The 21,198-nt window shown below is 62.1% G+C and carries 13 protein-coding genes; 6 read left to right on the top strand and 7 right to left on the bottom strand.

The features are described from left to right. The first annotated feature begins 33 nt into the window (after positions 1–33). The 3 genes from AC02Y0_RS16120 to AC02Y0_RS16130 are packed head-to-tail and all read left to right on the top strand — an operon-like array spanning position 34 to position 5,272. A complete protein-coding gene (locus tag AC02Y0_RS16120; protein ID WP_476379872.1) occupies positions 34–1,113 on the top strand; it encodes an efflux RND transporter periplasmic adaptor subunit in 1,080 nt (359 codons plus the stop codon). Then, entirely contained in the window at positions 1,110–2,195 is a 1,086-nt protein-coding gene (locus tag AC02Y0_RS16125) for an efflux RND transporter periplasmic adaptor subunit (protein WP_476379873.1), read from the top strand. Before AC02Y0_RS16120 ends, AC02Y0_RS16125 begins: the two co-directional genes overlap by 4 nt. Further along, positions 2,192–5,272, top strand: a complete 3,081-nt coding sequence (locus AC02Y0_RS16130) for an efflux RND transporter permease subunit (protein WP_476379874.1) — start codon at positions 2,192–2,194, stop codon at positions 5,270–5,272. The genes AC02Y0_RS16125 and AC02Y0_RS16130 overlap by 4 nt, the downstream gene beginning before the upstream one ends. Before the next feature lie 119 nt (positions 5,273–5,391). Here the strand turns inward: AC02Y0_RS16130 and AC02Y0_RS16135 are convergent, their stop codons facing one another. Next, positions 5,392–6,603 (bottom strand): serine hydrolase domain-containing protein, encoded by a 1,212-nt coding sequence (locus tag AC02Y0_RS16135; protein ID WP_476379875.1) that lies wholly within the window; start codon positions 6,601–6,603, stop codon positions 5,392–5,394. Positions 6,604–6,649: 46 nt separating this feature from the next. Here AC02Y0_RS16135 and AC02Y0_RS16140 point away from each other — a divergent pair, with 46 nt between their 5' ends. Continuing rightward, positions 6,650–7,612 (top strand): helix-turn-helix domain-containing protein, encoded by a 963-nt coding sequence (locus tag AC02Y0_RS16140; RefSeq protein ID WP_476379876.1) that lies wholly within the window; start codon positions 6,650–6,652, stop codon positions 7,610–7,612. Here AC02Y0_RS16140 and AC02Y0_RS16145 read toward each other — a convergent pair. After that, entirely contained in the window at positions 7,599–8,507 is a 909-nt protein-coding gene (locus AC02Y0_RS16145) for a hydrogen peroxide-inducible genes activator (RefSeq protein WP_476379877.1), read from the bottom strand. The two genes, AC02Y0_RS16140 and AC02Y0_RS16145, sit on opposite strands and share 14 nt — an antisense overlap. A 262-nt stretch (positions 8,508–8,769) precedes the next feature. Between AC02Y0_RS16145 and katG the strand changes: the two genes are divergently transcribed. Then, positions 8,770–10,947, top strand: a complete 2,178-nt coding sequence (gene katG, locus AC02Y0_RS16150; RefSeq protein WP_476379878.1) for a catalase/peroxidase HPI — start codon at positions 8,770–8,772, stop codon at positions 10,945–10,947. A 227-nt stretch (positions 10,948–11,174) separates the two neighbouring features. Here katG and galE read toward each other — a convergent pair whose 3' ends face one another. The 3 genes from galE to mscL all read right to left on the bottom strand — a co-directional run bounded on the left by galE (position 11,175) and on the right by mscL (position 14,110). Beyond that, the gene (gene galE, locus AC02Y0_RS16155) at positions 11,175–12,206 is read right to left on the bottom strand and encodes a UDP-glucose 4-epimerase GalE (protein ID WP_476379879.1); all 1,032 of its coding nucleotides are present in this window, start codon (positions 12,204–12,206) and stop codon (positions 11,175–11,177) included. Positions 12,207–12,383: 177 nt separating this feature from the next. Continuing rightward, entirely contained in the window at positions 12,384–13,553 is a 1,170-nt protein-coding gene (locus tag AC02Y0_RS16160; RefSeq protein WP_476379880.1) for a pyridoxal phosphate-dependent aminotransferase, read from the bottom strand. Positions 13,554–13,684: 131 nt separating this feature from the next. Continuing rightward, a complete protein-coding gene (gene mscL, locus AC02Y0_RS16165; RefSeq protein ID WP_102019015.1) occupies positions 13,685–14,110 on the bottom strand; it encodes a large conductance mechanosensitive channel protein MscL in 426 nt (141 codons plus the stop codon). A gap of 204 nt (positions 14,111–14,314) precedes the next feature. Between mscL and AC02Y0_RS16170 the strand changes: the two genes are divergently transcribed. Further along, positions 14,315–17,821: a hybrid sensor histidine kinase/response regulator gene (locus tag AC02Y0_RS16170; RefSeq protein WP_476379881.1), complete on the top strand. Its 3,507-nt coding sequence runs from the start codon at positions 14,315–14,317 to the stop codon at positions 17,819–17,821. A 36-nt stretch (positions 17,822–17,857) separates the two neighbouring features. Here the strand turns inward: AC02Y0_RS16170 and AC02Y0_RS16175 are convergent, their stop codons facing one another. Together AC02Y0_RS16175 and AC02Y0_RS16180 are read right to left on the bottom strand one after the other, a co-directional pair. Continuing rightward, positions 17,858–19,330, bottom strand: a complete 1,473-nt coding sequence (locus AC02Y0_RS16175; protein WP_476379882.1) for a pyruvate kinase — start codon at positions 19,328–19,330, stop codon at positions 17,858–17,860. Positions 19,331–19,415: 85 nt separating this feature from the next. After that, complete coding sequence (locus tag AC02Y0_RS16180; protein WP_476379884.1) at positions 19,416–21,131, bottom strand: GH32 C-terminal domain-containing protein; 1,716 nt, start codon at positions 21,129–21,131, stop codon at positions 19,416–19,418. Positions 21,132–21,198: the final 67 nt, after the last annotated feature.

Genomic DNA, 21,198 nt, shown 5'->3' on the forward strand with positions numbered 1-21,198 from the left:
TAGCTCTGAACCATCAAACTTCAAGGGGCATCCATGCGACGGTTCCGTTCAATCCTGATGGTGGCGTGCTCCTGCGCCTCCCTTATTGCCTGCGCTCCCACCGAAGACGCCGCCGAAAAGCCCGCCAGACTGGTGGAAACCGTCACGGTGAAGGCGGAGCCCTGGTCGGAGAGCATTACCAGCACCGGCGAGATCAACGCCCGCGTCCAGTCGGAATTGTCTTTCCGGATCAGCGGACGGATCACCGAACGTCTGGCCGATGTCGGCGACAAGGTCGAGGCGGGTCAGGTCTTGGCGCGTATGGATGCCGAGGAGCAGGAGGCCGATCTGCAGGTCGCACTCGCCTCGTTGCAATCTGCCGAGGCCCAGCGCACCCAGGCGCAGCAGGCGCTGGAGCGCCAGGAAAGTCTCTTTACCACCGGTGTTTCGACACAGGCGGCGCTGGATGAAGCGCGAGAAGCACTGCTCCGTGCAAAGGCGACGGTCGATTCGGCGCAGGCGCAGGCCGACACGGCCCGCGATACCCTTGCCCAGACCGAATTGAAGGCCGATGCGGACGGCGTGATTACCACACGCAATGCCGAAGTGGGCCAGGTCGCACAGGCCGCGCAATTGATTTTCACGCTCGCCCAGGATGGACCGCGGGACGCCGTCTTCAATGTCGACGAATCGCTGCTGCTCGGCTTCGGTCGTGAGTTCGAGAGCGAGGTCGACATCGTGCCGCTCAGCGGTGGCGATCCGCTGAAGGGGACATTGCGCGAGATTTCACCGACCATCGACCGCAGCACCGGCACGATCCGTGTCAAGTTCAGCGTCGAAGAAGGCGCAAAGGTCAGCCTTGGAAGCCCCGTCATTGCGGTGGCGCGCTATAAGCCGGTGACGGCAATCCGACTTCCCTGGTCTGCGATTGCCTCGGATGCGGGCCGCACGGCCGTCTGGGTCGTTGATCCCAAGACGTCGAAAGCCTCGCTGCGTCCAGTCGACATCATCACCTATGGCAACGGATATCTCTCCGTCAGCTCGGGCATCACACCGGGAGACATCGTCGTGACGAGCGGCAACAAGTTCATCAGCAACGGCGAAGTCGTGGCATTTGAGGGAGCAGGCCAATGAACAAGCTCTCGAAGTTCGCCATGCTCCTCCTGGCCGGCAGCGCCCTTACGGCCTGCCAAGGCGAGCAGGAGCCTGAGGCCACCGCTCCCCGCCCGGTGCTCTCCCTCGTCGCCCAGATGGAGCCTGCCGTTCAGCTGTCCCTGTCGGGAACGGTGGAGGCCCGCGTCGAGACCGAATTCGGCTTCCGCATCCTCGGCAGGGTCGTTGCGCGCAACGTGCAGACAGGCGATCTCGTGAAGAAGGGTGACGTGCTCGCGGCCATCGATCCGCTGGCGCTCGAACTCGCCGTCAAGAGCGCCCAGTCCGATCTCGCCAACAGCGAGGCGCAACTGGCCAATGCCATCACCACCGAGCAGCGCCAGAAGACGCTGTTCGAAAGGCAGTCCGGCGCCAAGGCGGCGTACGAGACGGCGCAACTGGAGCTGAAGACCGCCGAAGCGGCGGTCGCCAAGGCCAAGGCCAATCTGGGCAAGGCAACCGAGCAACTCGGCTATGCGCAGCTTATCGCCGAGTTCGACGGTGTGGTGACCTCCACGTCCGCGGAGATCGGCCAGGTCGTCTCGGCTGGTCAGGCGATCGCAACGGTTGCCCGGCCGGAGGTGCGTGACGCCGTCATCGACGTTCCAGAAGTGCTGGGCGCAAGCTTGCAGGCGGGCGCGCCTTTCGAGGTGGCCCTGCAACTCGACCCGACACTGCGCGCAAAGGCCGTGGTCCGCGAAATCGCGCCGCAGGCCGATGCGATCACGCGCACCTATCGCACGAAACTGACCCTTATCGATCCGCCCGATGTCATGCGGCTCGGTTCCGTGATCACGGCAACGAGCAGCAATGGAACGGCACCCGCCATTCGCCTGCCCGCCTCGGCCATCAGGACCGAGGATAACAAGACCTCCGTCTGGATCGTCGATCCAACGAGCAAGACAGTCGCCTCGCGCGCCGTGACCATCGAAGAAGCCCCGGCTGCCGGCGGCAGCGTCGCCGTGGTCTCCGGGGTGGAGGCCGGTGACCGTATCGTCACTGCCGGCGTCAACAGTCTCGAAGAAGGCCAGTCCATCCGCGTCGATCAGGAGATGACCCAGTGAAATCCTTCAACCTCTCCGATTGGGCGCTCGAACACCGTTCGCTCGTCTGGTACTTCATGATCGTCTTCGTGTTGGCCGGGACCTTTTCCTACCTGAACCTGGGGCGTGAGGAAGATCCGGCATTCACGATCAAGACGATGATCATCAATGCCCAATGGCCGGGCGCCTCTGCCGAGGAGGTAACTCTGCAGGTCACCGACCGGATCGAGAAGAAGCTCGAGGAACTCGATGCGCTCGATTACACGAAGAGTGTGACCAAGGCCGGCCAGACCACGATCTTCGTCGAACTCCTGTCGTCCACGAAAGCCAGCGAAGTCACGGAGAACTGGGTCCGGGTCCGCAACATGATCGCGGACATCCAGGGCAATCTGCCAAGCGGCGTGCTGGGACCCTTTTTCAACGACAGCTTCGGTGACGTCTACGGCAATATCTACGCCTTCACCTCGGATGGCCTCAGCCAACGCCAGATGCGCGACCTCGTCGAAGATGCCCGCGCCAAGCTGCTGACCGTTCCGAATGTCGGCAAGATCGACGTTATCGGGGCACAGGACGAGGTGATCTATCTCGAATTCTCTACGCGCAAGATCGCAGCGCTTGGGATCGACCAACAGCAGATCATCGATACGCTCCAGGCCCAGAACGCCGTCACGCAATCGGGCGTCGTCGAGGCGGGTGCCGAACGCATCGCGCTTCGCGTCAGCGGCCAGTTCACCTCCGAGGAGAGCCTGAAAGCGATCAACCTGCGGATCAATGATCGCTTCTTCCCGCTCACCGACATCGCGACGATCAAGCGCGGTTATGTCGACCCGCCGTCCTCGCTGTTCCGGTTCAAGGGCGAGCCCGCGATCGGCCTCGCCATCGGCATGAAAACCGGCGCCAACCTGCTGACCTTCGGCGAACAGCTCGATGCGCAGCTCGACCGGGTCGTCGCCGACCTGCCGATCGGCGTCAATGTCGAGCGCGTGTCCGACCAGCCGGCGGTGGTTGAGGAGGCCGTCTCGGGCTTCACCACGGCCCTGTTCGAGGCGATCGTCATCGTTCTCGCCATCAGCTTCATCAGCCTTGGCGTCAGGGCCGGACTGGTGGTTGCGATTTCCATTCCGCTGGTGCTCGCCATAACCTTTGTCTTCATGGAATACACGGGCATCTCGCTGCAGCGCATCTCGCTCGGGGCCTTGATCATCGCGCTTGGCCTGCTGGTCGACGACGCCATGATCGCCGTCGAGATGATGGTCTCTCGTCTGGAGGCCGGCGATACGCTTCGGAGTGCGGCGACGCATGTCTATACCTCCACCGCCTTCCCGATGCTGACCGGAACGCTGGTCACGGTCGCGGGCTTCATCCCGATCGGCCTCAACAACAGTGCCGCCGGCGAGTTCACCTTCACGCTGTTCGTCGTCATCGCCGTATCGTTGATCGTGTCCTGGGTGGTTGCCGTTCTCTTCACACCGCTGCTCGGTGTGACGATCCTGCCGAAGACCATGAAGTCTCACCACGAAACGAAGGGCCGCTTCGCCAGCATCTTCGCGTGGCTTCTCGCACTTGCCATGCGCTGGCGATGGATGACGATCCTTGCGACCGTCGTGACCTTCGCGGTGTCGATCGGTGGCATGAGCCTCGTGCAGCAGCAGTTCTTCCCGGCCTCGGATCGCTCCGAACTGATCGTCGACTGGGAACTGCCGCAAAACAGCACGATTACCGAGACCAATCGCCAGATCTCCCAATTCGAGAAGGAAAAGCTGGTCGGCAACCCCGATATCGACCACTGGTCGAGCTATGTCGGCGAGGGCGCGCCACGTTTCATCCTGTCCTATGACGTCTCGACTCCGGCCGCATGGATGGGACAGGTCGTGATCGTGACCAAGGATCTCGAAGCGCGAGATCGCGTGCGGGCGGATCTGCAGGACTACCTCTCCAAGACCTTCCCCGGAACGGATGCCTTCGTGAAGCTGCTCGATATCGGCCCGCCAGTCGGCAAACCGGTCCAGTATCGTGTCGCTGGACCCGATATCCAGAAGGTCCGTGACCTCGCGCGTGAATTCGGCGCGATCGTCAACAGCCATCCCGAGCTGACCAACATGACGTTCGACTGGAACGAGCCCTCACGCGTGGTCAAGATCGACGTGCTGCAGGACAAGGCCCGTCAGCTCGGCATTTCTTCCCGTGATATCGCCAATGGCATCAACGGGATCGTGGAAGGTTCGTCCGCGACCAAGGTCAAGGATGACATCTACCTCATCGATGTCATCGGGCGGGCCCAGGATTCCGAACGTGGCTCGATCGAAACGCTGAAGAACCTGCAGCTTCCGAGCTCCAGCGGCAATTCCGTGCCGTTGTCGGCAGTCGCCAAGTTCCGCTACGAACTCGAACAGCCCTTGATCGCGCGGCGTGACCGCATTCCGACGATCACCGTCAAGGCGGCGGTCATCGGGTCCACCCAGCCGGCGACTATCGTCGAAGAGCTGAAGCCGCAGGTCGAGGCTTTCACCAAGACGCTGCCCGTTGGTTACACGGTCGAAATCGGGGGTTCGGTCGAATCCAGTGCCGAATCTCAGGGGCCGATCATCGCCGTTGCTCCGCTGATGCTGTTTGCCATGGCAACGATCCTGATGATCCAGCTGCAGAGCTTCAGCCGCCTGTTCCTGGTCTTCGCCGTCGCTCCGCTGGCGCTGATCGGTGTCGTGGCGGCACTGTTGCTGAGCAATGCGCCGATGGGCTTTGTTGCGATCCTCGGCATTCTGGCGCTGGTCGGCATCCTGATCCGAAATTCGGTCATCCTGGTTGTCCAGATCGAGCAGTTGAGAAGCGAGGGCATGCCGCCCTGGCGCGCCGTCGTCGAGGCAACGGAACATCGCATGCGGCCGATCATGCTAACCGCGGCGGCGGCGACGCTGGCCCTGATCCCCATCTCGCGTGAGGTCTTCTGGGGTCCCATGGCCTATGCCATGATGGGCGGCATCGTAGTCGGCACCGTGCTGACGCTCCTCTTCCTGCCGGCACTGTACGTTGCCTGGTTCAGGATCCCCGCCGACGAAGAGGCCGCACAGCCCGAGACGCCGAAGGCAGAGGCGGTCTGACAGAACATCGAGTCACGGACTGCGGCGGGAAGCTGGCCCAGTCAATGGATTGAAAAGAAAAGGGTCGGCTGCAGCCATCTGGCAGCAGCCGACCCTTTCATCATTTGAGTGCTGGCCTTTTATCTCGTCGCGAGCGTTTCCGAGATGCGCTTGAAGAAATCCAGGTTCTCGCGCTCGTAGCCAAGCGGGCTCGCGGGGGCTGCGAGCTTGACGATCACCAGATTGTTCGACCGATCGACATAGGTGAACTGATTGTAGAGGCCGACGGCGGAATAGGCGTCAGAGCCGCTGATCGTCCACCACTGGTAGCCATAGCCATAACCCACCTCAGGATCGACCACCGCGGAATCGGCGGGCGCAACGGTCGAGGCTTTAACCCAGTCTTGCGGGACGACCTGCGTTTCCCCGACCTTGCCGTTTTCCAGCATCATCAGACCAAATCGGCCGTAGTCGCGAAGGGTGGCGTTGAAGCCGGCACCATAGAACTCGCGACCAACCGCGTCCGAACCGTCGAGCACATAGAAGGCCTGCGCTTCCATGCCAGCCGGCTTCCAGATCTTTTCGCTCATATAGTCCGCGCCCTTCATGCCGGTCGCGGCTTCGAGGACGCAGCCGAGAACGGACGTATCGAGGGTCGAGTAGTTGAAGGTGCTTCCCTGTTCGTTCAGCGGCTTTGCCTCGTTGCGTGCATAGTCGCACCAGCGGTACTTGTAGCCGACCAGCGAATTGTCATGGACCTTGGTGAGCTGGGTTTCACTACCGAACTCGTAGATCTCCTTCCAGTCGATGCCGGAGCGCATGCGCAGGAGATTGAGGATCGTGACATCGGCATAGGCCGTGCCCTTCCAGTCGGGCAGGTAGTCGACGACCTTGTCGTCGACGCTTTTGATCTTGCCTTCGGAGATCGCGATGCCGATCATGGTCGCCAGCATGGACTTGGCCATGGAAAAAGACATGAAGCGGGTCTGCTCACCGCTGGTGTTGCGGTAGATCTCCTTGACGATCTTTCCGTCCTTGATGACCAGCAGCGCGTTCGTCGCCGTGCTTTCGAGGAAGGCTTCCAGACCCTGCTCCTTGCCTTCGAAGACGAAGCTGTCGCCGATGTCACGCTCCTCGCGCGGCAAGTCTCTCCTGGTGTCCCCCGCAGCCACAGGCCGCGTTGCGAAAAGCTGATCCATGTGCTGGAAAGTCAGGTAGTTCAGTTCCGGCATGAGCATGGCGGCCCGGCCGTTGATCATCGTCGGCGTCTCCCAGCGCGACGGTTCGGCCGCCATGGCGGTGGTCGAGATTGACAGCGCGAGGCCGACAGAACAGGCTAGTTTCGATTTCATGAGAACTCCTCCTTTGTTCGCAAGACATACAAACTAGGTGAAGCGCATGGGGCACTCTATCCAGGTCCCTTCAGGGGATACGCTCAATAATTGGGCAGGAGCTGCATGGTCCTATCGGAGCCAGGCGTTCGACGACGTGACCGAACAGGCGGGCGCCGCCGGAGGATGGCAGATCGCCAGCAACCAGTTGGGGCGGGGCCGCTATGCGGCGCTCTCGGAAACGCTGTCGATCGGACAGGTCACCATCACGCGCGACCGCATTAATCTTCCGATCGGCCAGGAAACGATCAGCCCCGGAGGGCGGGTGTCGCTGTTCTTCCCGCTTCGATCCGAAGGGGGTTGGCGCGTCGATGGCCGGTGCGAGACGGACGCCGTCATAGCCATGCGGCAGGGGCTGACCCATCTGCTTGTAGCGCCCGGCAGCGGCAGCGAACTCCTGCATGTGGAAATGCCGGCCTCTTTGCTCGCTCTCGATACAAACGAATCCGTCGTCCAGTCGAGAAGGCTGCGGCCCGAGGACGAATTTCTGCGCGACTGGCTTCTTTGCCTCCTCGGCCAGGCGCGAACTGGCGGTGGGCTCGACATATCCGCGGCGGCTGCGCTGGAGGAGGTTCTCCTGATGCGCCTTTCAAGCTGTACCGGCGCTTTTTCACCCTCACCCGGCCAGAGGATCAGCCGGTCTGCTGCGATCGATCTTGTCAGCCAACTCGAACGCGCGCTCCTTGAAGTAGACGATATCCCCGAGACCTTCGGAGCGCTCTGCGAACGCTGGTCCCTTGCACAGAGCGAAGTTGCGGCAGCAACACTCGCCGCCTTTGGACAAGCCCCTGATCGATGGTACCGGATGGCGCGGTTAAACGGCGTTCACCGTGATCTCAGAGCGCGGTCTCGTGGCCTGACCGTGACCCGGGCTGCCACGCGCTGGGGCTTCTTTCACCTCGGGCGCTTCTCCGGTGATTATGCATCCTTCTTCGGCCGCCATCCGCGGGAAACGCTCAAGGCAAACTGACGCCGAAATCGGCGGCGGCCTTGCGAACCACGTCGGACACCTCCGTCAATTGCTTGGCGATCGGGCTCGTCTTGCGCCAGATCATGCCGATGGTTCGCGAAGGCTGCGGGTCCTCGAAGCGGGCGATGGAGACATCGGCGGAGCGTGTTTCAACCGGCATGGCGATTTCGGGGATCAGGGTGACACCGATCCCGGCGCCGACCATCTGGACCAGCGTGGAGAGCGAGCTGCCATCCAGGATCTCGCGCGGACGCACCGAGCCCATGTCGCAGAAGGAAAGCGCCTGTTCCCGAAAGCAATGCCCCTCTTCCAGCAGCAGCAGGCGCATTTCGCGCAGCATGTCGCTGCTGGGGACAGGTTTGTCGGCGTCCGCCCTTGGGCGAACGAGCACGAAGTTCTCCTCGAACAGCGGCATCTCGGTGAGCGATGGCTCGGAGACCGGCAAGGCGACGATCGCGGTGTCCAGGCGGCCCTCTGCCAGTTCCTGCAGAAGTTTCGGCGTCACGGTTTCGCGGACATGGATATCGAGATCGGCATTGTCACGGGTCAGAGCGGAGATCATGCCGGGCAGCAGATAGGGAGCAACCGTCGGAATGACACCGATGCGCAGACGCCCCACCAGATGCCGACGATGGGCGCGGGCGAGATCACCTAGTTCATCGACCGACCGCAGGATATCGCGCACCCTGAGCAGAAACTCCTCCCCGAAGGCCGAGAGGCGCAGCTGTCGCGCAGCGCGCTCGAAAAGCTCAGCGCCGAGGGCCTCTTCGAGCTCCTTGATCTGCACGGACAAGGCCGGCTGGGAGATCGAGCAGGCTTCGGCCGCGCGCCCGAAATGCCCGTGCCGGGCCAGCGCCTCGAAATAACGCAGCTGCCGGAGGGTGAAGTTTATCATAACCATATCCTATGGAACTGATCACATTTTCCAACTTACATTAATCGTTCCACTTTGCTAGAACAATTCCAGAAGTCGTCGGGGGGCCACCTCAGTGGTGCTATTCTCCAGCTTGCCCCTGCACGGGACCAAGCGGACGGCTGATCAGGCGGGGCGGTCCAAAGTCCTGCCGCCAGTTCATCGGATTGTGATGCGGACGTGCTCTTCAAGGGAGTGTCAGCAATTCGATCCTGGAAAAGCGGTTTCTTCAAGGAGGTACACAATGGATACCCTGAGCAACAAAGGCACCGGCAAATGTCCGGTCATGCATGGTTCGAACACGGAAAGCGGCGCGACCGTCATGGCCTGGTGGCCGAACGCGCTGAACCTCGACATCCTGCATCAGCACGACACGAAGACCGACCCGATGGGCAAGGGCTTCGATTACCGTGAAGCCGTCAAGCAGCTCGACGCCGCAGCCCTGAAGGCCGACATGAAGGCCCTGCTGCGCGACAGCCAGGAATGGTGGCCGGCTGACTGGGGTCACTACGGCGGCCTGATGATCCGTCTCGCCTGGCACTCTGCCGGCTCCTACCGCCTGGCCGACGGCCGTGGCGGCGGCGGCACGGGCAATATCCGTTTTGCTCCGCTCAACTCCTGGCCTGACAATGCCAGCCTCGACAAGGCACGCCGCCTGCTGTGGCCGCTGAAGAAGAAGTACGGCAACAAGATCTCCTGGGCCGACCTCATCCTCTTTGCCGGTACCGTTGCCTATGAAGACATGGGTCTGAAGACCTTCGGCTTCTCCTTCGGCCGTCCCGACATCTGGGGCCCGGAAAAAGACGTCTACTGGGGTGCTGAAAAGCAGTGGCTTGCCCCCTCCGACAGCCGCTACGAAGACGTGACCAAGCCGAACACGATGGAAAACCCGCTCGCCGCCGTGCAGATGGGTCTCATCTACGTGAACCCGGAAGGTGTGAACGGCAAGCCTGATCCGATGGCGACCGCCGCTCAGGTGCGCGAGACCTTCGCCCGTATGGCGATGAATGACGAAGAGACCGCAGCGCTGACCGCTGGTGGCCACACCGTGGGCAAGGCACACGGCAATGGCGACGCCCAGGCACTCGGCGTCGAGCCGGAAGCCGGCGACCTGGAAAACCAGGGCTTCGGCTGGATGAACCCGAACCAGAACGGCAAGGCGAGCCTCGCTGTCACCTCGGGCATCGAAGGCGCATGGACCGCCAACCCGACCGTCTTCGACATGGGCTATTTCGAACTGCTGTTCGGCTATGACTGGGAACTGACGCACAGCCCCGCTGGTGCACAGCAGTGGCAGCCGATCGGCATCCGCGAAGAGCACATGCCGGTGGACGCCACCGACCCGTCGATCCGTCGAATGCCGATGATGACCGATGCCGACATGGCCATGAAGGTTGACCCGGCCTACCGCGCCATCTGCGAAAAGTTCATGGCAGATCCGGCCTACTTCCAGGACACGTTTGCGCGCGCCTGGTTCAAGCTGACCCACCGCGATCTCGGTCCTAGGGTTCGCTACATCGGTCCGGAAGCCCCGACCGAAGAGCTGATCTGGCAGGATCCGGTCCCGGCCGGTGCAAAGAACTACGACGTCGGCGCCGTCAAGGCGAAGATCGCCGCTTCCGGTCTTTCGGTCGCCGAACTGGTTGCCACCGCCTGGGACAGCGCCCGTACCTATCGCCAGTCCGACATGCGCGGCGGTGCAAACGGTGCCCGCATCCGTCTCGCCCCGCAGCGCGACTGGGAAGGCAATGAGCCGTCCCGTCTCGGCAAGGTTCTCTCGGTGCTCGAACTGATCGCCGAGGAATTCGGCGCCAGCGTTGCCGATGTCATCGTGCTGGCCGGCAATGTCGGCGTCGAGAAGGCTGCCAAGGCTGCCGGTTACGACGTGACCGTGCCGTTTGCTGCAGGCCGTGGCGATGCCACCGCCGAGCAGACGGATGCCGCAAGCTTCGCCCCGCTCGAGCCGCTGGCCGATGGCTTCCGGAACTGGACCAAGAAGGACTACGTCGTCAGCCCCGAAGAGATGCTGCTCGACCGTGCACAGCTGATGGGCCTCACAGGCGCTGAAATGACTGTCCTGCTTGGCGGCATGCGCGTTCTCGGCGCCAACTATGGCGGCACCAAGCATGGCGTGTTCACCACCCGAGAAGGCCAGCTGACGAACGACTTCTTCGTCAACCTGACCGACATGGGCTTCACCTGGAAGCCGACGGGCAAGAACTCCTACGACATCTGCGACCGCAAGACCGGTGAGAAGAAGTTCACCGCGACCCGCGCCGATCTCGTGTTCGGTTCGAACTCGGTCCTGCGTGCCTATGCGGAAGTCTACGCCCAGGACGACAACCAGGAGAAGTTCGTGAAGGACTTCGTCGCTGCCTGGGTCAAGGTGATGAACGCCGACCGCTTCGATCTCGAAGCCTAAGAGCTAAGGCTCCGAGGCTCGTGCCCGAGCACCGGAACCGATAGAGGAAGCCGGAGATGCGACCAGCATCTCCGGCTTTTTCTTTGCTCTGAGCCGAATGTGCGCTGACGCTTTGCGGCGAGCGGACGAAGACGATCCGCCAGAACCTTTCCTTGCAGCCGCACGGATAAAACAACACCGCCCCGGCAGGCCGGGGCGGTGTCTCTCTGGCGCAACGAACTGCGTATTCAGAAGCCGCTGGCAAGCCGACGGCGAAGATCCTTGATATCGGGTTCGGCGACCTGCGCCAGGCGGCGCTCCCAGGACAAGGCGGTTTCGACGATCACCCCGAGGTCGTCATAGCGCGGAACCCAGCCAAGAACCTGCTTGGCAAGGCTGGAATCGGCCACGACCAGCGGCGCGTCTCCCGGGCGGCGGGGCGCATAGTCCACCTTGAAGTCGACATTCGTGGCGCGGCGCACCGCCTCGACGATATCGAGCACCGAGTAACCCTTGCCATAGCCGCAATTGGCGACGAGCGGACCGCCACCTTTGCGCAGATAGGTCAAGGCCTGCAGATGCGCGTCGACGAGATCGTTGATGTGGATGTAGTCGCGAACGCCTGTACCGTCAGGCGTGTCGTAATCCGTGCCATAGACCGACATCGCGGATCGCTTGCCCAACGCTGCCTCGCAGGCCACCTTCAGCAAGTGCGTGGCACCGGCCGCGGAATTGCCGGCGCGGCCCTTCACATCGGCACCGGCGACGTTGAAATAGCGCAGAGCGACGTAGCAGAGACCATGGGCGCGCGCCGTGTCGCGCAGCATCATCTCGCTCATCAGCTTGGACTGACCGTAAGGCGATTCCGGCCGGAGCGGCGCATCTTCGCGCACCGGCAGCGGCTTGTCCGGCAGTCCGTAGACGGCAGCCGTCGAGGAGAAGATGACCTTGTCGATGCCGGCCTTGACGGCCGCCGCGAGCAGACGCCGGGTATTCTCGGTGTTGTTCTCGTAGTAGTTCAGCGGATCCGAAATCGATTCCGGCACTACGATCGAGCCCGCGAAATGAATGATCGCCTCGATGTCGTTTTCGGCGAAGACCTGTTTGAGTACGTTCGGCTTGCCGATATCGCCGAGATAGAATCGTGCTGCTGGCGGCACCGCCCACCGAAAACCGGTCGACAGCCGATCAACGACGACGACCTCCTCGCCCGCGTCGAGGAGAGCCCAGACCATGTGGCTGCCAATGAAGCCGGCGCCACCCGTCACCAAGATCGCCATGACTTTTCTTCCCGTTGTTCTTGTTATCGGGAACAGAAAAGCAGGCACATCTTACAGAGTACTTATGGACAGCACTCAAGCTCTTGAAACAGCTTCACTTTCGGGATTCGTTGTTAAGTCTGGGTGAGGACATTCGCTCAAATTTTAGCGAATGTCCTGATCTCATCCGATCTCTGCCTAGAGAGCCTTCACATATTGGCTCAAACGCTCGGCGGCATCGGCGATCTGCGCGGGGTTGCGCAGGAAGCAGGCGCGCAGAAAGGGCAGCCCGCCCTCGCCGAAGGCCGTGCCGGGTGCCATGCCGACCCCCGTCTTGTCGACGATGTCGAGAGCTGCCTGGCGGCTGTCGGTGATGCCGTCGAGTTTCAGGAAGGCGTAGAGCGCGCCTTCGGGTTTCAGGGTTTCGACTCGGTTGGTGGCAATCAGGGCATCGCAGAGAATGTCGCGAGAGGCGGTCGCTCGTGCGATGTTCTCGCGAATGAAGTCGTCGCCCTGATCGAGGGCGACGACGGCGCCCCGCTGCATGAACTGGGCGACGCCCGAGGTCGAATACTGGATGAGGTTTTCGAGCGTCTGGCCGAGTTCCGGGGGAGCAACGATCCAGCCGACTCGCCAGCCGGTCATGGACCAGTTCTTCGAGAAGGAGTTGGCAAACATCACCTTGTCGCCCGCCTCCATCACGTCGAAGAAGGACGGCGCGCGTTCTTCAGTGCCGTAGTAGTAGAGCGCGTAGATCTCATCGGCGAGGATCCAGATCCCGTGACGGCGGGCGATCTCGAGGATCGCCTTCAGGTCTTCGCGGCTTGCCGTCCAGCCCGTGGGATTGGACGGCGTGTTGATGAACAGCGCCTTCGTCTTCGGCGTGATCGTCTTTTCCAGCCGCTCCAGATCGAGCGTCCAACGACCATCGGTGAAGGATAGCGGTACGCAGACGGACTTCGCGCCGGCAAGATCGATCGCAGAGACGATGTTCGGCCAGCAGGGCGACAGATAGATCATCTCGTCGCCGGGCGAGGTCAGCGCCTGGACAGCAAGCGCGATCGCCTGCATGCCCGAGGCCGTGACATAGAAATGCTCGACCGGCAGGTCGACGGCGAAATGGCGCTGATAGTATCGGGAAAGTGCCTGGCGAAGCTCGGGAATGCCGCGCTGCCAGGTGTAGAAGGTCTCGCCGCCGAGCAAGGCTTCGCTTGCAGCGCGATTGATAAAGTCGGGTGTCGGCAGATCACCCTCGCCCGCCCAGAGCGGCAGCAGACCGTCGCGACCCCGCGCATAGTTGATAATCTCGACGATACCGCTTTCCGGGGCGGCGAGTGCGCGGGGGCTGAGGCTGTCCAGCAGGGTCATGGCGTCTTCACTCCTTCGATCAGTGCGGCATGTCTAGCCGATCGCCGGGCAAAAATCCCATGATATTCCTTGAGGCTGATATCGATCTCGCTGATGGGTTCGGCGACCCGCAAGCGGGTCACCTTATGTCTTCAGCGGGTCTTCAGCAGGTCCCGGATCTCGGTGAGGAGCTGAATGTCAGCCGGCGGCGGTGCAGCTTCCTCGGCCTTCTTTTCTTCCTTCTCCATCGACTTGCGCAGGGCGTTCACGCCCTTGACCATCAGGAAGATGATCCAGGCGAGGATCATGAAGTTGATGACGACGGTGATGAAGTTGCCATAGGCGAAGACTGCGCCCTGCTCGCGGGCCGCAGCCAGCGAATTGGCCGTAACGTTGCTGCTCAGCGCAAGGAAGTAGTTCGAGAAGTCGAAGCCGCCAAAGATGACGCCGACGACCGGCATCACGATGTCCTGTACCAACGAGTTGACGATCAGGCCGAAAGCGCCGCCAATGATTACGCCGACGGCGAGATCCATGACGTTGCCGCGCGCGATGAAAGTCTTGAATTCTTGTAGCATTATCCCCTGCTCCTTTATGGTCCTGACCGGAGTGGCCCCTGATGGCCGATCCCTCGGCCATGGTTAATGAAACTTTGTCCATTCGAAAATGGTGAATTTTCATTTCTGACGGTTTCGCTTCGACTAAGGTCAATATCCGAAACGATTTCAAAAGCCGCGGACTTGTCCTAAGGTTCCGCCTTGGGCGCAGTCGAGGAGGAAAAGGTGTTCCCAGGCTGGATCATCGTTGCGTCAGCGATCGGTTACCTCTTGTTCCTGTTCGCCGTGGCAAGCTACGGCGACCGGAAGACACGCGTGCATGGCGTTCCAGCGGGTGGCCGGCCGGTCGTCTATGCGCTCAGCCTTGCCGTTTACTGCACCTCCTGGACCTATTTCGGCGGCGTGGGCCTTGCTGCGGAGCATGGTCTGGAATTCATGGCGATCTATATCGGCCCGATCCTCATGTATACGCTGGGCATGCCGATCCTGAGGCGGATCGTCGAACTCGCCAAGACGGAAAAGATCACCTCCGGCGCTGACTTCGTCGCGGCGCGCTACGGCAAGAACCCTGTTGTCGGCATGCTGGTGACCGTCATCTATCTGGTCGGCATCATCCCCTATATCGCGCTCCAGCTGAAAGCCGTTTCCAGTTCGGTCGCGGCCGTGATGGACCCGACGGCCTATGGGATCGGCACCGGCAATCTCTATTTCATCGACCTGCCGCTGATCGTCGCTTTTATCCTCGCCTGCTTTGCCGTGATCTTCGGCACCCGACATACCGATGCCACCGAGCATCAGGACGGCTTGATCCTTGCCATCGCTATGGAATCCGTCGTCAAGCTGGTTGCCTTCTGGACCCTCGGCGTTTTCGTCATCTGGACCATGTTTGACGGCCCCGCCGACCTCTGGCAGAAAGCGACCGAGAGCGAGGCGGTCATGGCGGCGTTGTCGCATGAGACGCCGGCCAGCCGCTGGATCCTGCTGATCGCGCTCTCGGCCTTCGCTATCATCATGCTGCCACGCCAGTTCCACGTGACGGTGGTGGAGAACCGAACGCCGCGCGAATTGAAACTCGCGGGGATCCTGATGCCGATCTACCTGATCGCCATCAACATCTTCGTGCTGCCAGCGGCGATCGCCGGCATTCTCATCTTCGGCGGCAGCGGAGACGCCGACCTCTATGTGCTGTCCCTGCCGCTTGAGGCCGGATCCGGCTTCGTTTCGCTGCTGACCTTCATCGGCGGCTTCTCGGCCGCGACCGCCATGGTGATTGTCGCCTCCGTCGCGCTCGCGATCATGGTCTCCAACGACATGGTCCTGCCGATCTTCCTCCGGCAGAAGCTGTTGGGGCGGCCAAGCCAGCGCGAGGATTTTGCCAAGACGCTGCTGCATATCCGTCGCACCGCGATCTTCGGCGTATTGCTGCTTGGCTATGTCTATTTCCGGTCCGCCGACAACACGACCGGGCTTGCCAAGATCGGCCTCCTGTCCTTCACGGCCATCGCGCAGATCGCGCCTGCGATGTTCGGCGGGCTGATCTGGCGGCGGGCCAATGCGCGCGGGGCAATTGCAGGCCTGACCACCGGGTTTCTCGTCTGGGCCTATCTGCTGTTCCTGCCTAGCCTAGGCGCCGAGGACCATTCCTGGATCGCCTCTTCGGTGCTGGCTTTCCTGCTGCCGGGCCTTTCGATGTTCGAGCCGCAATATGCGGATCCGCTGGTCAATGCGACGATCTTCAGCCTGCTGATCAATACGCTCGCCTTCATCATCGGCTCGCTCAGCCGCAACCCGCGGCCGGTCGAGCGCATCCAGTCGGCAATCTTCATCAAACGCCAGCCCAGGTCTAACTTCGCCACGCGCGGCTGGAAGACCAGCGTCGCCGTCGGCGACCTGAAGGCGGCCATCGCGCGCTATCTCGGCAACGAGCGCATGGAGCGATCTTTCCGGTCCTACGAGCAGACGGTCGGGCGCAAGCTCGCGGACGACAGCCCGGCGGACATGGCTTTCATCCATTTCTCTGAACAGCTGCTCGGCAGCGCCATCGGCTCGTCTTCGGCGCGCCTGGTGCTGTCGCTCATCCTGCAAAAGGCGGAGGATCCTTCCGCCGATACCGTCTGGCTGCTCGATCAGGCATCAGAAGCGCTGCAATACAATCAGGACATGATGCAGACGGCGCTTGCCCAGATGGAACAGGGCATCGCCGTCTTCGACGCGTCTGACCGTCTGACGATCTGGAACCGCCGTTTCCGGACCCTTCTCGATTTGCCCGAACATGTCGGTCAGGTCGGTTTTCCGCTGCTCGACATGATCACGATGCTGGCGCAGAGGGGCGATGTGCCGGCGGGCGAGACGCAAGGTGTGATCCGCAGCTTCCATCAGTTCGACAGGCCGTTCCAGATGGTGCTCGGCGGCGGTAAGCGGATCATTGAAGTCCGCTGCAACCTGATGCCTGACAAGGGATTGGTCGCCACCTTCAGCGACATCACCGCCCGCGTGGAAGCCGATCAGGCGCTGAAACAGGCCAACGAAACCCTGGAACAGCGCGTCAGCGAGCGCACGGCAGAACTGACCCGAGTGAACCATGCGCTCGCAGAGGCCCGCGCGGCTGCCGACGAGGCGAATATCGGCAAGACCCGCTTCTTCGCTGCGGCCGGTCACGACATTCTGCAGCCGCTTAATGCCGCCCGGCTCTACTCATCCTCGCTCGTGGAGCGGCTGGGCGACTCGGAAAACAGCGCGCTGGTCGAGAACATCGATTCCGCGCTGGAATCGGTCGAGAGCATTCTCGGGGCCGTTCTCGACATTTCGCGGCTCGATACGGGCGCCATGAAGCCGCGCTTCTCAAGCGTGCCGCTCAACGGCCTGTTGCAGCGTATCGAGACGGATTTTGCTCCCATGGCGCGGGAGAAAAACCTGAAACTCGTGGTCATCCCCACGACGCTTTCGGTCCGCTCCGACCCCACACTCTTGCGCCGGCTCGTGCAGAACCTCGTCTCCAACGCGATCAAATACACGCCATCTGGCCGCGTGGTCGTCGGCGCCCGGCGCCAGGGCGACAAGGTGCTGATCCAGGTGACGGACTCCGGCATCGGGATTCCCGCGTCCAAATTCCGCACCGTGTTCAAGGAATTCGCCCGCCTCGAGGAAGGAATGCGGACCGCCTCTGGCCTGGGCCTCGGTCTGTCAATTGTGGACCGCATCGCAAAGGTTCTGCAGCACCCGGTGGAGCTCGCATCCAAGCCCGGCAAGGGCACGACCTTCAAGGTCGTGATGCCACTCGATATCGCCAAACCCGCCGCGAAGGGCGTCATCCCACTCGATGGCGGCAGTCGCTCCACGCCAACACTCCAGGGCTTCCGAGTGCTCTGCATCGACAACGAGCCGAAGATCCTCGAAGGCATGCAGCTCCTCATTTCGGGTTGGGGCTGCAATGTCGAATGCGCAGGATCGATTGCGGAAATGGACGAGCTTCTGAGAGCGGGCGACCCGCCGGATCTCGTCATTGCCGACTACCATCTCGGAGACGGCAGCGGCACCGGCGCGATCCTGCGACTTCGCGCGCTTACCCAGTCCGACGTGCCGGCGCTGCTGATCACGGCCGACCGCTCGGCAGAAGTGCGGGCAGAGGCCGAACGGCATTCGATCACGCTTCAGCACAAGCCGGTACGGCCGGCGGCGCTCCGCGCGTTCATCACACAGGTTTCCTCTCAGCGCCGCGCTGCCGCCGAGTGAACGGTTGCCTGAGCGCCGCCCAAGCTCCGGCCGCTCTCACCAGCTCTTCAGAGCGCGCAGGGTCGGCGTCTTCTTGAACATGTGGTCGTTCATCCGTCCCATGAGGCGGTCAAGCAGGGAAACAGCCTCGACCACGGCCGGCCCCTTGTTGAGCATCACACATTCTGCGCGCGCGGCCATGGCTGCATCGGTCATCTCGCCACGCGTCGGAATGCCTTCCTTGACCATGTCCTCCAGCACCTGCGTAGCCCAGATGCAGGGAACGGATGCCGCCTCGCAGATCCAGAGGATTTCCTCCTGCATCTCCGCCAGCCGCTCGAAGCCGATTTCGGCGGCGAGATCGCCGCGGGCGATCATGACGCCGAAAGGGCCGCGCCTGCGGGCTCTGGCTATCAGCTCCGGAAGGTTGGTGAGCGCGAGCGGTTGCTCGATCTTGGCGATCAGGCCGAGAGGCCGATCCTGCAAGCCATGTCGGGCAAGCACGGTGTCGAGGAGATCGATGTCCTCAGGGCGACTGACGAAGGAGTAGCCAATAAGATCGGCGCATTCGATGACGGTGACCAGATCGGTCTCGTCTTTTGCCGTGAGCGGCGAGAGGCCAAGTGCCGTATCGGGCAAGTTGATGCCCTTTTCGGGTTTCAGCTTTGTGCCGCCGGACTTGGTCCGCCGGATCAAGATGACGGCCTCGCCCTCGGCCAGACTTTCCACCACGGCTTCGAGCTTGCCGTCGTCGTAGCGCAGCCGATCCCCGACAGAAAGCCGGGTGACCATTTCAGGCAGTGAGACGGCCGCAGAGAAGGAGATGCGTTCATCGACGCGCGGCGCGCCCGACGCGACCAGCCGAACGCGGTCTCCCGCCTGCAGGCGGGCCTTCTTTTCGACGGAGGCAACCGCGCCGGTCCGGATCTTGGGACCTGCGATATCCATCAGTACCTTGATGTCCCGACCGACGATTGCTGCCGCATCCCGCACGAAAGCGGTCATCGCACGCCAGGCTTCAGGACCGTCATGGGCGCAGTTGATGCGCGCCACATCCATGCCTGCACGGGCAAGATCGAGCGTGAGGTCTGGGCCTTCGGCTGCCTGGCTGGGCAACGTGACCATGATGCGTGTACGTCGCCCGGCTGGCGGGGCACCGAACAGGGCGAGGCTTGCGGCTTCCAGTCTCGCCTCGCCGGCAAAGAAATCCTTTTCCAACGGCATCGCTGAGGCATTTTCGTTACTGTCCGCGAGGCAAGACAGGGCAGATAAGACCGCATCGATGGTGGGTATCACCCGGCCTTCGAGCCGCCCCATCGAGGAAAGGCCGAGTGCCATCAGCCGGCGTTGCAGGGAGCGTATGTCGTGGCGACGCAAAGCGAGATAATGGCCCAGATTGACGATGGCCGGATCGTCGGTTTGCTCAGAGCATACGGACTGGGCGGCTTCGGTCAGGATCGCCTGTCGAAGTGCCATCATCTCGGCATGGATTTCGGCTGCCCGGGTTGAAGCGTCCGCTGTCTCTTTCATGATCATCATCGGCCCTGTGTGGATCTCGCCGTGACCCTAATCCCGGCTCGTTGACAGGCAAATGACAGAGGTCAACCGGACAAACTCAGAGCCTGAGAGACCAGACCGTCGCGTTGCTGACGATGCCGGGCTCGGCGATCAGCCTCAAGGAGCGAACCGGCTCGAAACCTGCAATTCGCTTGGTGCCGGCGATCCGGCCTCCATCGGCAAAGACCTCCAGGGATCCATAGTCGAGGAATATGCGCAGGCGCCGGACATTTGCGGCACGAGACAGATAGCGCGGACCCGGCGGCTCCTCCGGACGGTCGAGATAGCCATGCAGGATTTCCAATCCCTCTTCGTGCTGGGCGATGGCCAGGCGGATTTCGGGATGATCGAACTCCAGACTGAATGCGCTGCCTCCTTCCGACAACTCGAACGTGATTTCCGCTGCACCGTTCGGCAGCGAGACCACCTGCCCCGCCGCCAGCCGTGTGCGGTCCAGCATGCGGGCGCGCAGGCTCTCGGCCGCTCCGATCGGCGGCGTGAGCAGTGTGTCACCTTCCAGCGTCAGCGTCCGTGGCAGCGTCATGGCGGAGGGAAAATCGATACTGGGGCCAGTATCGGCCCAGTTGCCCAGCCAGCCAATGCCGACGGGTGTATTGCCATCGACGAAGGCCTGGAAGGCATAATTGTCGGTGCCGAAATCGAGCTCACGGCCGAAGGATTTGGCGAAGCTTCGTCCATCAAACCAGCCGATATCGATCATGGTCAGGTTGCGCCTGCCGGTCTCCTTGTCCTCGCCATTCATCAATCCATAGATCAGCGCCCAGCGGGTCGCCGGGTCACGATGGTCTCCGTCCATGGGCAAGAGGCAGGGGCATTCCAGCGCAGAGGTCTGGTATCGGGTCTCGGTGTAGAGCTTGCCGACATAGGTCCAGCCATCTGCCGCCGTATTGTCCTCGGTCTCGTAAAGCAGGACGACACCGCCCTCGGCACTTTGGCTGCCGAGCAGCATCTTCCAGAGACCGTCAGGTCCCCGGAAGACATAAGGGTCGCGAAAATCGAAGGTGAGGCCTTCACCATCCGGTCGTCGGGGAAGAAGAACGTCAGCGGCACCGGCACTGAAAAGGTCCGTCGAGGTGGCCGTCAGCTGGATTTCCTGTTCGGGAATGCGGTCGGCAATCTTGTCGGTGAAGAAAACCCGGATACCCGGTCCTTCAGTGCGCGCGATAGCCGAGCCGGAAAAGGCGCCGCCGCGCTTGTCGGGCCGCACCGTCAACTCCTCCGAAGGGAAGAGGAAGACCGGCAGATGGCGCCAGCGCAGATAGTCCGAGGAAACGGCATGGCCCCAATGCATGTTGTTCCAGATCCGGCCATGCGAATAGTGCTGGTAAAAGAGATGTGGGCGTCCACCGAAGCGACCGAAGCCGTTGGGATCGTTCATCCAGCCGAAGGGCGGGCGGAAATGATAGCCATCGGGAAGATCCGGCGGCTCGTTGGCAGGGTTGGTGTGGATGACTGTGATGCCGGTTTCCAAGACGTCCGACGGCGTGAACCAGTAGGCGACCGAAACTGACGTCACTGCCGTGTCATAGGCGAGCGTCACCGTGCCGCCACCGAAGACATGGTAGATGCGGAAGGAGTTCTCCTCGGCATTGACCGCCTGGACCTCGCCGAACTTGCCGTTGACGCTGTAGAGGGAAACGGATCCCGGTTCATCCGGCGTGACCGCCTTCAGCCAGAGATGCAGCACCGCGTTGACGGGAAGCTCGACGTCGATGGCTCTCAGGCCGTCCGGTATGCCGTTCGCAGTCGTCATGCGCTTCTCCCTTACGATTGTTTCCGCACGTCTCAACGGCACCGCCGCCAGCCTGTTCCATTCTCCG

It is taken from the genome of Allorhizobium sp. nf9_anc (assembly GCF_056323085.1).

What these genes read in the sequence shown, in the direction of transcription:
- AC02Y0_RS16120 (WP_476379872.1), top strand. Translation starts at nt 34, where the DNA reads ATGCGACGGTTCCGTTCAATCCTGATGGTGGCGTGCTCCTGCGCCTCC.
- AC02Y0_RS16125 (WP_476379873.1), top strand. Translation starts at nt 1,110, where the DNA reads ATGAACAAGCTCTCGAAGTTCGCCATGCTCCTCCTGGCCGGCAGCGCC.
- AC02Y0_RS16135 (WP_476379875.1), bottom strand. Translation starts at nt 6,603, where the DNA reads ATGAAATCGAAACTAGCCTGTTCTGTCGGCCTCGCGCTGTCAATCTCG.
- AC02Y0_RS16140 (WP_476379876.1), top strand. Translation starts at nt 6,650, where the DNA reads ATGGGGCACTCTATCCAGGTCCCTTCAGGGGATACGCTCAATAATTGG.
- AC02Y0_RS16145 (WP_476379877.1), bottom strand. Translation starts at nt 8,507, where the DNA reads ATGATAAACTTCACCCTCCGGCAGCTGCGTTATTTCGAGGCGCTGGCC.
- katG (WP_476379878.1), top strand. Translation starts at nt 8,770, where the DNA reads ATGGATACCCTGAGCAACAAAGGCACCGGCAAATGTCCGGTCATGCAT.
- galE (WP_476379879.1), bottom strand. Translation starts at nt 12,206, where the DNA reads ATGGCGATCTTGGTGACGGGTGGCGCCGGCTTCATTGGCAGCCACATG.
- AC02Y0_RS16160 (WP_476379880.1), bottom strand. Translation starts at nt 13,553, where the DNA reads ATGACCCTGCTGGACAGCCTCAGCCCCCGCGCACTCGCCGCCCCGGAA.
- mscL (WP_102019015.1), bottom strand. Translation starts at nt 14,110, where the DNA reads ATGCTACAAGAATTCAAGACTTTCATCGCGCGCGGCAACGTCATGGAT.
- AC02Y0_RS16175 (WP_476379882.1), bottom strand. Translation starts at nt 19,330, where the DNA reads ATGAAAGAGACAGCGGACGCTTCAACCCGGGCAGCCGAAATCCATGCC.
- AC02Y0_RS16180 (WP_476379884.1), bottom strand. Translation starts at nt 21,131, where the DNA reads ATGACGACTGCGAACGGCATACCGGACGGCCTGAGAGCCATCGACGTC.